Genomic DNA, 11046 nt, shown 5'->3' with positions numbered 1-11046 from the left:
GGTGTGTGGTTTCCCCGCCCCGCCACGGGGCTGGGGTGAAGCCTAGTTTGGGGGCCTGGTCCCCAGGGAGTGGCTTGAAGGCCACTGCCTGGGGACCGGCCCCCTTTTTTTTCGTGTGTCCCGTCGTGGGACCTCGGCACCGGGTCCAGCAGTTGTCGTCCGCACTACAGTCGGCCGGATGAGCACTGGCGAGCACAGCGAACCGGACCTGAAGCCACGCAGTCGTGACGTCACCGACGGGATCGAACGGTCGCCCGCCCGCGGCATGCTGCGAGCCGTCGGCATGCAGGACGAGGACTTCGTGAAACCCCAGATCGGAGTGGCCTCGTCGTGGAACGAGATCACCCCGTGCAACCTGTCACTGCAACGATTGGCGCAGGCCGGCAAGGACGGGGTCCGCGAGGCCGGCGGGTTCCCGATGGAGTTCGGCACCATCTCGGTGTCCGACGGGATCTCGATGGGCCACGTCGGCATGCACTACTCCCTGGTGTCCCGCGAGATCATCGCCGACTCGGTCGAGACCGTCATGCAGGCCGAACGGCTGGACGGTTCGGTTCTGCTGGCGGGCTGCGACAAGAGCCTGCCCGGCATGCTGATGGCGGCGGCACGACTGGGGCTCGCCTCGGTGTTCGTCTACGCGGGCTCGACGTTGCCGGGCAAGGTCGACGGCCGCGAGGTGACGATCATCGACGCGTTCGAAGCGGTGGGAGCGTGCGCGCGGGGCCTCATCGGCGAAGACGAAGTGGAACGCATCGAGCGCGCCATCTGCCCCGGTGAAGGCGCGTGCGGTGGTATGTACACGGCGAACACGATGGCGTGCGCCGCGGAAGCGCTCGGCATGTCCCTGCCCGGCTCGGCGAGCCCGCCTTCGGTGGACCAGCGCCGCGACGTGAGCGCGCGCGAAGCGGGCCGAGCCGTGGTGGGCCTCCTGGCGCGGGGGATCACCACCCGCGACATCCTCACGAAAGAGGCCTTCGAGAACGCCATCGCAGTGGTGATGGCGTTCGGCGGCTCGACCAACGCGGTGCTGCACCTGCTGGCCATCGCTCGTGAAGCCGAGGTGGACCTGCGGCTGGAGGACTTCAACCGGATCGGGGACCGGGTGCCGCACCTGGCCGACGTGAAGCCGTTCGGCAGGCACGTGATGCCCGCAGTCGATCGGATCGGCGGAGTTCCCGTGGTGCTGAAAGCACTGCTTGACGCGGGCCTGGTGCACGGGGACTGCCTCACCGTCACCGGCCGCACCCTCGCGGAGAACCTGGCGGCGCTGGATCCGCCCGAGCTCGACGGCGACGTGCTGCGGCAGCTGTCGAACCCGCTGCACCCCACGGGCGGGGTGACGATCCTGCGCGGTTCGTTGGCGCCGGACGGGGCCGTGGTGAAGAGCGCCGGCTTCGATACCGACACGTTCCGCGGCACGGCGCGGGTCTTCGACGGCGAGCAAGGTGCGATGGACGCGGTCGAGCAAGGGACGTTGCGGCCGGGTGACGTGGTGGTGATTCGCTTCGAGGGCCCGCGGGGTGGTCCGGGGATGCGGGAGATGCTCGCGGTGACCGGCGCGATCAAAGGTGCCGGGTTGGGCAAGGACGTGCTGCTGCTCACCGACGGCCGGTTCTCCGGTGGGACGACCGGACTGTGCATCGGGCACGTCGCTCCGGAGGCAGCGGACGGGGGACCGATCGCGCTGGTCCGCGACGGCGACCCGATCCACCTGGACCTCGCCGCGCGCACCCTGGACCTCCAGGTCCCCGACGCCGAGCTGACCGCTCGCCGCGCCACCTGGACCAAGCCCAGACCGACGCTCCGCCACGGCGTCCTGGCGAAGTACGCGGCCCTGGTCGGTTCCGCCTCCGAAGGAGCCCCTGCCACCCCGCGATTGTGAGTGAACGGACCGTTTGACCAACTAGATCGGACGAACGGTCCGTTCACCCGACACCACATCGCGCCGGCTGTTCCGCACCTGGTGGTGAGTGAACGGACCGTTCGCCCAACTAGACTGGACGAACGGTCCGTTCACTCAGCTCCGATCAGGTGGTGGGGAGCATCAGGATCGGCGTCGTCGTCGGCGCCGGTGAGCCGCCTTCCGGTTCCACCGTCACTCCGAGCTGCGCGGTGTCCGGGGGCATGGCGGCGATCAGCGGTTCCGTGTCGTCGGCGCCGGCGGCGGTGAGCATGCCCGCGGAGGTGGCCGACCCGCCGGGTTCGATGAACCACACCTGGTAGGCCCGGTCCGCGGGCGGCGGCGCCATCCCGGTCGCCATGAACATCGCCTTGCCCTGCGCGTGCGACAGCACGGTGGTGGCCCGCATCCCCTCCGGCCCCGGCGTGTTGATCACCCGCGCGTCGGGGGCCTGCAACACGGCGGAGATCTCGGCGCCGCGCGTCCCGGCTGCGGTCATGCGGTCGCGGGCCGCGTCGAGCTCCTGCTGGGCGCGGACGGCGACGACGCCGAACACGGCGGCGAGCGCGACGCCGACCGCGGCGGCCGCCACCGAGAGCCGCGTCGCCCACGAGTACCGGCGGCGGCGCTTGGCCGCGTGCCCCGCCAGGTCGGCGGGCGGCGGCGGATCCTGCCGGGTCTGGGCGATCTCGGCGAGCACCCGCTGCTTCAGCGCCTCCGGCGGCGCGGACTGTTCGGCCGACCCGAGCCGGGCCGCGGCTTCCCGCAGTTCCTGGACCTCCTGCGTGCAGTCCTCGCAGGAGTCCAGGTGCGCCTCGAACTCGGCGCGTTCGTCGTCAGGCAGCGCGTCGACGGCGTAAGCACCGGTCAACGTGGCGAGGTCGGTGCTCATCGGCCCACCCCCAGGCAGTCGCGCAGTCGGATCAGTCCGTCCCGCAAGCGGGTCTTCACGGTGGACGCGGGTGCTTCGAGCAGACCGGCGGCTTCCCGGTAGGTGTAGCCGCGGTAGTAGGTCAGCAGGACCGATTCCCGTTGCAGCTCTGTGAGCGCGGTGAGGCAGCGCCGCACCTGACGCTGCTCCCACCGGGTGGTGACGGACTCGCTGACCTCGTCGAACGGCCTGCCGTGCTGCTGCGCACCGACGCGGGCCTCGCGGTCCCGCCCGGCCTGGGCGGAGCGGACCCGGTCGACGGCGCGCCGGTGCGCGAGGGTGAACACCCAGGTCTGCACGCTGCCGAGCTCCGGTCGGTAGTGGGTGGCGCGGCGCCACACCTCGACGAGCACTTCCTGCGCGACCTCCTCGGATTGCGCGGCGTCCCGCACCACCCGCTGGATCATCGCGAGCAGCGAACCGGCGAGCAGCTCGTAGAGCTGTTCGAAAGCGCGTTCATCGCCCTTGGCGACGTCGGCGATCAGCGCCCGCGCGTCGGGCCCTTCATCGGGCGGCGGTGTCCACCGCTGCGGTCTGGAGTGCGGACGTTCCTGCATGCCAGGTCCCTTCACCGGGATCGTGCCGAGTGTGCACCGCCGCTGGTCCGGCGGCGTGGTCAGGCGGGTTTGCGGAAGCCGAGCTGCCACACGTCGAGGTAACCGGAGCGGAAGCCGGCTTCGCTGTAGGCGAGGTAGAACTCCCAGGTGCGGCGGAACCGTTCGCTGAAGCCGAGCGCGGCGATGTCGTCCCAGCGCTGCTGGAACGTGTCGCCCCAGGCCCGCAGCGTCGCCGCGTAGTCAGGCCCGAACGAGTGACGCCCGGTGCCGCGCAGATCGGTGTGGTCGCGCACGGTCTCTTCGATCGCCCGCAGGGACGGGATCTCCCCGCCGGGGAAGATGTACTTGTGGATCCAGGTGTGTGAGCGGCGGCTCGCGAGCATCCGGTCGTGCGGCATCGTGATGGCCTGCAACCCGATGCGGCCGCCGGGCACGAGCAGCCGGTCCAGCGCGGCGAAGTACTCGGGCCAGTACTCGGAACCGACCGCTTCGATCATCTCGACGCTGACGATCGCGTCGTGACCGCCCTCGGCGTGCCGGTAGTCGCGCAGCTGCACGTCCACCCGGTCGGTGAACCCGGCGGCGGCGATGCGCTTCTCGGCGAGTTCCTGCTGCTCGGCGGACAAGGTGACGGTGGTGACCTGCGCGCCCCGCTCGGCCGCGCGGATCGCCAACGATCCCCAGCCGGTGCCGATCTCCAACAGGCGGGTCCCGGCGCCCACCCCGGCGAGGTCCAGCACCCGGTCCATCTTGGTGCGCTGCGCGTCCGCGAGGTCGTCCGAACCGGGCGTGAACATCGCCGACGAATAGGTCATGGTCTCGTCGAGGAACGCGGCGAAGACGTCGTTGGACAGGTCGTAGTGCCGTTCGATGTTGCGCCGCGACCCGGTGGTCGTGTTGCGCTCCGCGCCCGGTTTGGGCGCGTCCACCCAGCGCCGCAGCGCCTGCAGCGGTGCGGGCACCAGGTCCGCGAGTCGTTCGGCGAACGGGGTGAGCAGCTCGGCCGGTTCCGGGCTGTCCCACTCCCCGGCCACGAACGACTCGCCGAACCCGATCTTCGAGTCGGCGCCGAGCCGGTGGAAGAACGCCACCGGATCGAGGATCCGCATCAGCGGCGCACCGGGCCCGCCCGCGCCGAGCCGCTCACCCCCGGCGAGGGCGACGCGGACCGGCAGGTTCCGCACCGCGTACCGGAACAGCTGCTCGGCCAAGCGCGCGCGCACCGGCGAATGCGGTGCCGGCCCGATCGAATCCCACGGCCCCAGTTGGGTGGCGGGTTGGACGGTGATGCTCATCGGATGCCTTCCTGGTGCGGGTGGGGACGGCGGGGGACGATGCGGAATCCGCGCAGCCACAACGAGATCCCGTGCTTGCGGATCAGCGCGGACACCCGCTGCGGCACCAGCGGGCGGCGCAGCGCGGCCCGCGCCACCGCCCGCGCCGTGGCGGGTTCGCGCATCCCGGTGAGCACCGCCGTCAGCAGCGGTCGGTGCTCGTCGTGGAGCCGGATGCGCAGGTGCAGCCGCTCACCGGGCGGGCGGACCCGCATCTCGTAGCGGCCGTGTTCCGGCAGGAACGGGGACACGTAGAACTCCTTGCCGACCTCCGCGCGCCCCGACTCGTCCGGGTGCAGCAGGTAGGCGTGCCGTTCCCCGTAGGTGTTGTGCACTTCGGCGACGACGCAGCGCACCGAACCGTCGAGCCGGTGGCACCAGTACACGGTGATCGGGTTGAACACGTGCCCGAGCACGCGGGCGTGCGCCAACATCAGCACCCGGCCGCCGTCCAGCTCGACGCCGCGCAGCGCCAGCCAGCGCTCCACGTTCTCCCGGATGCCGCGCCGCGGATCACCGAGGTGGTCCCGCGCGTCGAACCGGGCCAGCGGCCGCAACCACCACGGCAGCCGCGGCAACGCGTCCAGGTCGACCAGCCACGTGTACAGCGGATGCCGGAACCGGTTCCCGGCGTCGCCGTGCCGGACGTGCACCACCTCCCCGTGGTACAGCGCCGGAACGCCCGCGGCGCTCACCAGCCCGCCCCGAACGCCTCGGCGGCCCGCACCCCGCTGGCGCAGCCGTCCTCGTGGAACCCCCAGCCGTGGTACGCCCCGGCGAACCGGGTGCGCGCATCGCCCAGCTCGGGCAGGTTTCGTTGCGCCGCAACGGAATCCGGCGTGTAGATCGGATGCCGGTAGTGCATCCGCGCCAGCACCCGCTCCGGACGCACCCGGCCCGCCGGGTTCAACGTCACCAGGTAGTCCACCGGTTCCGCCAACCGCATCAACCGGTTCATGTCGTAGCTGACCAGCACGTGCCCCGGATCGGCGGCGCAGCTCGGCTTGTGGTGGTTCCACGACGCCCGCGCGCCCGTCGCCCGCGGCAGCACACCCGCATCGGAGTGCAACCACGTCTCGTTCTCCGAATAACCGAACGCGCCCAGCACCTTCGCCTCCGCCGGAGTCGGGTCGGCCAGCAGCGCCAACGCCTGATCGGCGTGGCAGGCCAGCACCACCCGGTCCACCTCGTGCACCCGGTCCTGCGCGTCCCGCAGCTCCACCCGGTCCGCGAACCGCGCCACCGACCGCACCGGGGTGCCCACGTGCACCGCCGACAGCCGCTCCACCGCGCGCGACACGTACTCGCCGGAACCACCCGACACGGTGCGCCACGTCGGCGAACCACCCACCGACAGCATCCCGTGGTGGCGCAAGAACTCGAACAGGTAGCGCGCCGGGTACCGCTTGCTCACCTCGAAATCCGCCGACCACACCGCCGACACCAGCGGCAGCGCGAAGTGGTCCACGAAGTACCGCGAAAAGCCCTGCCCCGCCAGGAAATCCCCCAGCGTCACCGAATCCGCCGACTCGCCGGGAGCGTCCAGCAACCGGTTCGCCGCCCGGTGGAACCGCACCACCTGCGCCAGCATCGCCAGGTAGCGCGGGCGCACCGCGTTGCCGCGCTGCGCGAACAACCCGCCGAGCCGCCGCGCCCCCGCGTACTCCAAGCCGCACCCGTCGCAGGACACGCTCATCGACATCTCGGTCTCCGCGGTCCGCACCCCCAGCTCCCCGAACAACCGCAGCAGGTTCGGGTAGGTGCGCTCGTTGTGCACGATGAACCCGCTGTCCACCGGCACCACGCGCCCGTCCCCGCTGCGCAACCGGTGCGTGTGGGCGTGCCCGCCCAGCCGGTCGTCGGCCTCGAACAGCAGCACCCGGTAGCGGCGCTGCAACAGGTACGCGGCGGTGAGTCCGGAGACCCCGGCGCCGACCACGGCCACGGTGCCGCTCATCGCAGCTCCTCCTCGACGATCAGTGCGCGGGCGAAACGCCTCGTCAACGCTTCCCACTCGGTCCAGCGGCGCAGCATGGCGTGGCCCGCGCCGGGCACGCGCACGTACGTCAACGACGGCGGCCGCGGCAGTTGCAGCGCGCGGCGCGCGAACTCCGCCGATTCGGCGGGCGAGGTGACCCGGTCCGCATCGCCGTGCGCGATCAGCACCACGCGGCCCGCGAGCTGCTCCACCGGCTCGCCCGGCTCAACCCACGGCGCCAGCGCGCATACCCCGCGCACCCGCTGCTCGCCCGCCAGCCGCAACGCGACCCGGCCGCCCAGCGAATGCCCCACCAGCAGCACCCGGGCGCCCGGATGCTGCTCCTCGACCTGGCGCAACGCCCAGCGCGCGTCGGCCAGCGCGTCCAGCCGCGGCTCGTTCCAGCCCCGGACCCGGTAGCGCAGCAGCCACACCTGCACGGCGCTGCCCGCCGCCGCCCGCCGCACCGAACGCGCCACCGCGAGCATCCGCCGGTACGCGAGCTGGTGGGTGCGCACCGGGTCGTCGCTGGTGGCGCGCCCGCCGTGCAGCACGAGGACCACCGTCCGCGGCTCGTCGACGCGGGACCGCAGGACGCGCACCGAAGGCCGCGGCCCGCGCCGCCCGGCCGGATCGCCGGGACGCTGCTGGATCTGCATGCCCCCGGTTCGGAACACCACCCGATCCAGCTTGGTCGTTGTGCGTCGGATCACAACCACCGATCCGCGGGCGACCCCGCTCCGAACGAGGAACACCAGACCGAGGAAGGGGTTCGTGTGTCCGAACAGCGCAAGCCGCGCGGAGCGGCCCACCGGATCGAACGCGCCGTGCGGGACCTCATCGGCATCCCGCTGCCGGTGGGGCTCACCGCGTGGGACGGCAGCACCGCCGGTCCCGAAGGATCACCGCGCGTGGTGCTGCGCAACCGCCGAGCACTGCGGCACGTGCTGTACCGGCCCGGGGAACTGGGCCTGGCGCGCGCCTACGTCAGCGGCGACCTCGACGTGCGCGGCGACCTCACCGACGGGCTCCGCCGCTGCTGGTCCGCGATCCGCGCGGGCGGCACCGGCGCGGTGCGGTTCGGCCCCGCGCAGTGGCGGCGGCTGCTGACCGAAGCCGTCGCGCTCGGCGTCATCGGGCCCCGGCCCGCCCCCCCCCCCGGGGGGGCGCCGCTCGCGGGCCGGCTGCACAGCCGTTCCCGGGACCGCGACGTGATCGCGCACCACTACGACACCGGCAACGAGTTCTACGAGCTGCTGCTGGACCCGAACATGGCCTACTCCTCCGGCTACTGGACCAGGACCGGCGAGGACTACGGGCTCGCCGAGGCGCAGCACGACAAGCTCGACCTGATCTGCCGCAAGCTGCGGCTCGCCGAAGGCGACCGGCTCCTCGACGTCGGCTGCGGCTGGGGATCGCTCATCCTGCACGCCGCCCGGCACCACGGCGTGCACGCCACCGGTGTCACGCTCTCCGCGCAGCAGGCCGCCCACATCCAGGGCCGCATCGACGAACTCGGCCTGCGCGGGCAGGTCGACGTGCGGCTGCAGGACTACCGGGAGATCTCCGGCGAACCCTTCGACGCCGTCGCCTCCGTCGAAATGGGCGAGCACGTCGGGGAGAACCAGTACCCGGTGTACGCGGCCACCCTGCACCGGATGCTGCGGCCCGGCGGCAACCTGCTCGTCCAGCAGATGTCCCGAGCGGGCGACGCGCCCGGCGGCGGCGCGTTCATCGAGGCCTACATCGCCGCCGACATGAGCATGGTCCCCGTCGGCCACACCCTCGACCACCTGGAACGCACCGGACTGGAGATCCGCGACGTGCAGGCCATGCGCGAGCACTACACCCGAACCGTCGAGGAATGGGCGCGGACGCTCGACCGGAACTGGGAGCGGGCCGTCGCGCTGCTCGGCCCCGAACGGGCCCGCACCTGGCGGCTCTACCTCGCCGGCGGCGGGCTCGCGTTCGAGGAGAACCGCATGGGCGTCAACCAGATCCTCGCCACCAAGACCACCGCGGACGGACGAGGCGCCGCCGCCGCGCTCGCCGGAGCCGCCCGATGAACGCGTTCCTCACCGCCCCCGCCGCGGCGCTCGCCACCGTGCTCGCCGCCTACGGCGTCGCCCGGCTGCGCAAGCGCTACGACACCATCGATTCGGTGTGGGGAGCCGGATTCGCGGTGATCGCCCTCTGCTGCGCGTTCACCGGGCCCGGCTCCGCCGCCGGGTGGACCGCCACCGCGCTGACCGTCGGGTGGGGGGTGCGGCTGTCCGCGCACCTGCACCACCGCAACTCCGGCGGGGCCGAAGACCCCCGCTACCTGGAGATGGCGCGGCGCTACGGCGACCGGGTCGGATTGCTCATGTTCCTGCGCGTGTACCTGGTGCAGGGGCTCGTGATGTGGTTCGTGTCGCTGCCCGTGCAAGCCGCCATCGCCTTCCCCGGTGAGCTCGGCGTGCTCGGGTGGGCGGGAATCGTGGTGTGGGTGATCGGGTTCGGCTTCGAGACCGTCGGCGACGCGCAGCTCAGCCGGTTCCGCGCCGACCCCGCCAACTCCGGGCGGGTCCTCGACAGCGGGCTGTGGCGCTACACGCGGCACCCCAACTACTTCGGGGACGCCTGCGTGTGGTGGGGGCTGTACCTGCTGGCCTGCCACAGCTGGGCCGGGGCGGCGACGCTGCTCTCGCCGCTCGTCATGACCTGGTTGCTGGCGCGCGGCACCGGGAAACCGCTGCTGGAGAGGGGAATGCGCGAACGGCGGCCCGGCTACGCGGACTACGTCGAGCGCACCAGCGGGTTCCTGCCGCGGCCGCCGCGACGGGGGTGACCACCGGCGGCGGGCACCGCGGTGCGGGACTGGTCACCGGTGGCGCCGTGGGACCGGCCACCGGTAGTGGGGCGGGGGCGGTCACCGCGGGGCGGTCAGTCCAAGTGGTGCAGGGCCGCCGTCACCAGGGTTTCCACCCCGGCCGACAACGTCGGGTGCAGCTGCGGGGCGAACTGCGGCGAATGGTTCGACGGCACGTCCCGCTCCACCGTGCCCGCCTCCGACGCGGCCGCGAAGCGCTCCGCGTCCACGCCGCCGACGAACCAGAACACCGAAGGAGCCCCGCTCGCCGCACCGAACTCGCCGAAGTCCTCGCTGCCCGTCACGACCGGCGCCGGGTGCACCCGCTGCTCGCCGAACACCTCCCGGAACCGCGCGGTCAAGGCCTCCGTGGCCCGCTCGTCGTTCACCGTCGCCGGATACGAATCGACCTCGGTGAACTCCGGTTCGCGCGGCGCACCCGCGGCAGCCGCCTCCGCGCGCACGATGCGCCGCACCGCCTCGTGCACCCGGGTCCGGACCGGCTCCGCGAACGACCGGATGCTCAGCTGCAGCTCCGCCTCGTCCGGGATCACGTTGTCCTTGCTGCCCGCGTTCAACGCGCCCACCGTCACCACCGCCGACTCCGTCGCCGCCACCTCCCGCGACACGACCGTCTGCAACCGCATGACCGTCGCCGCCGCCATCACCACCGGATCCACCGTCGTCTCCGGGCGCGAACCGTGGCCGCCGCGGCCGAACATCCGCACGTGCACCGAATCGCTCGCCGACATCGTCAACCCCGGGCGGGTGAACACGTGCCCCGCGGGCATCGGGCCGACGTGCTGGCCCAGCACCACGTCCGGTGTGCCGAACCGGTCGAACACGCCGTCCGCGAGCATCGCCCGCGCGCCCCCGCCGTGCTCCTCGGCCGGTTGCAGCACGAACAGCACCGTGCCCGACCACTCGGCGCGGCGGCCCGCCAACAGCCGTGCCGCGCCCAGCAGCCACGTCACGTGCATGTCGTGGCCGCAGGCGTGCGCCACCGGGACCTCGCCGTCCGCGACCTCCGTGCTCGCGTAGTCCAGGCCCGTCTGCTCCCGCAACGGCAACCCGTCCATGTCGGCGCGCAGCAGCACCGTCGGGCCCTCCCCGCTGCGCAGCACGCCCACCACTCCGGTGCCGCCGACGCCGGTGGTGACCTCGCAACCGGCGGCCCGCAGCGCCCGCGCGCCCACCTCGGCGGTGCGGTGCTCCGCGAACGCCAGCTCCGGGTGGCGGTGCAGAGCCAGGTAGCAGCGCTCCAACTCGGGCAGCGCGGCTTCCAGCTCGGGGAACGGACCCGAAGGCATACGTCGACTCCTCGTGCTCGGTGACCGCGAACCACTCGCCGCGGCGCGTCAACACCGTCCCCCGGCGTGGCGGTCGTGGCCAGCCGGGGTGGTGGGGACAGCTCATCACCGGCGCCGCCGCCCCACCACCGGTTGTGAGTGAACGGACCGTTCGTCCAGCGGTATTGGACGAACGGTCCGTTCAC

At 72.5% G+C, this 11046-nt stretch carries 10 protein-coding genes; 3 read left to right on the top strand and 7 right to left on the bottom strand.

Features of this window, described 5'->3' with window-relative positions; genetic code table 11:
* Positions 1 to 178 precede the first annotated feature (178 nt).
* Positions 179 to 1882 carry a dihydroxy-acid dehydratase gene (gene ilvD, locus LCD33_RS27345; RefSeq protein WP_224962299.1) on the top strand — a complete coding sequence of 568 codons (1704 nt, stop codon included), beginning with the start codon at positions 179 to 181 and terminating at the stop codon, positions 1880 to 1882.
* 145 nt (positions 1883 to 2027) lie between these two features.
* Here the strand turns inward: ilvD and LCD33_RS27340 are convergent, their stop codons facing one another.
* The 6 genes from LCD33_RS27340 to LCD33_RS27315 are packed head-to-tail and all read right to left on the bottom strand — an operon-like array spanning position 2028 to position 7380.
* The gene (locus tag LCD33_RS27340) at positions 2028 to 2792 is read right to left on the bottom strand and encodes an anti-sigma factor domain-containing protein (protein ID WP_224962297.1); all 765 of its coding nucleotides are present in this window, start codon (positions 2790 to 2792) and stop codon (positions 2028 to 2030) included.
* Positions 2789 to 3388 carry an ECF RNA polymerase sigma factor SigK gene (gene sigK / locus LCD33_RS27335; RefSeq protein ID WP_224962295.1) on the bottom strand — a complete coding sequence of 200 codons (600 nt, stop codon included), beginning with the start codon at positions 3386 to 3388 and terminating at the stop codon, positions 2789 to 2791. Before sigK ends, LCD33_RS27340 begins: the two co-directional genes overlap by 4 nt.
* A gap of 59 nt (positions 3389 to 3447) precedes the next feature.
* Entirely contained in the window at positions 3448 to 4683 is a 1236-nt protein-coding gene (locus tag LCD33_RS27330) for a cyclopropane-fatty-acyl-phospholipid synthase family protein (protein WP_224967208.1), read from the bottom strand.
* Positions 4680 to 5420 carry a DUF1365 domain-containing protein gene (locus LCD33_RS27325; protein WP_255617851.1) on the bottom strand — a complete coding sequence of 247 codons (741 nt, stop codon included), beginning with the start codon at positions 5418 to 5420 and terminating at the stop codon, positions 4680 to 4682. Before LCD33_RS27325 ends, LCD33_RS27330 begins: the two co-directional genes overlap by 4 nt.
* The gene (locus tag LCD33_RS27320; RefSeq protein ID WP_224962289.1) at positions 5414 to 6679 is read right to left on the bottom strand and encodes an NAD(P)/FAD-dependent oxidoreductase; all 1266 of its coding nucleotides are present in this window, start codon (positions 6677 to 6679) and stop codon (positions 5414 to 5416) included. Before LCD33_RS27320 ends, LCD33_RS27325 begins: the two co-directional genes overlap by 7 nt.
* A complete protein-coding gene (locus LCD33_RS27315) occupies positions 6676 to 7380 on the bottom strand; it encodes an alpha/beta hydrolase (protein WP_224978436.1) in 705 nt (234 codons plus the stop codon). The genes LCD33_RS27320 and LCD33_RS27315 overlap by 4 nt, the downstream gene beginning before the upstream one ends.
* 96 nt (positions 7381 to 7476) lie before the next feature.
* Here LCD33_RS27315 and LCD33_RS27310 point away from each other — a divergent pair, with 96 nt between their 5' ends.
* Positions 7477 to 8766 carry a cyclopropane-fatty-acyl-phospholipid synthase family protein gene (locus LCD33_RS27310; protein ID WP_224978435.1) on the top strand — a complete coding sequence of 430 codons (1290 nt, stop codon included), beginning with the start codon at positions 7477 to 7479 and terminating at the stop codon, positions 8764 to 8766.
* Positions 8763 to 9530, top strand: a complete 768-nt coding sequence (locus LCD33_RS27305; RefSeq protein ID WP_224978434.1) for a DUF1295 domain-containing protein — start codon at positions 8763 to 8765, stop codon at positions 9528 to 9530. Before LCD33_RS27310 ends, LCD33_RS27305 begins: the two co-directional genes overlap by 4 nt.
* Positions 9531 to 9625: 95 nt before the next feature.
* Here the strand turns inward: LCD33_RS27305 and LCD33_RS27300 are convergent, their stop codons facing one another.
* On the bottom strand, positions 9626 to 10861 hold the full coding sequence (locus LCD33_RS27300; protein WP_224962281.1) for an amidohydrolase: 1236 nt from the start codon (positions 10859 to 10861) through the stop codon (positions 9626 to 9628).
* Between the last annotated feature and the right edge of the window lie 185 nt (positions 10862 to 11046).

Origin of the sequence: Saccharopolyspora sp. 7B (genome assembly GCF_020177435.1) — a bacterium.
In the GTDB taxonomy this organism is placed as follows: domain Bacteria; phylum Actinomycetota; class Actinomycetes; order Mycobacteriales; family Pseudonocardiaceae; genus Saccharopolyspora_C; species Saccharopolyspora_C gregorii.
Note: the sequence above shows the minus strand (reverse complement) of the source record. Positions and strands in the feature narration are given on the sequence as shown.

Coding starts and splice junctions, on each gene's coding strand:
- sigK (WP_224962295.1), bottom strand. CDS start 3,388: ATGCAGGAACGTCCGCACTCCAGACCGCAGCGGTGGACACCGCCGCCC.
- LCD33_RS27305 (WP_224978434.1), top strand. CDS start 8,763: ATGAACGCGTTCCTCACCGCCCCCGCCGCGGCGCTCGCCACCGTGCTC.
- ilvD (WP_224962299.1), top strand. CDS start 179: ATGAGCACTGGCGAGCACAGCGAACCGGACCTGAAGCCACGCAGTCGT.
- LCD33_RS27320 (WP_224962289.1), bottom strand. CDS start 6,679: ATGAGCGGCACCGTGGCCGTGGTCGGCGCCGGGGTCTCCGGACTCACC.
- LCD33_RS27330 (WP_224967208.1), bottom strand. CDS start 4,683: ATGAGCATCACCGTCCAACCCGCCACCCAACTGGGGCCGTGGGATTCG.
- LCD33_RS27340 (WP_224962297.1), bottom strand. CDS start 2,792: ATGAGCACCGACCTCGCCACGTTGACCGGTGCTTACGCCGTCGACGCG.
- LCD33_RS27300 (WP_224962281.1), bottom strand. CDS start 10,861: ATGCCTTCGGGTCCGTTCCCCGAGCTGGAAGCCGCGCTGCCCGAGTTG.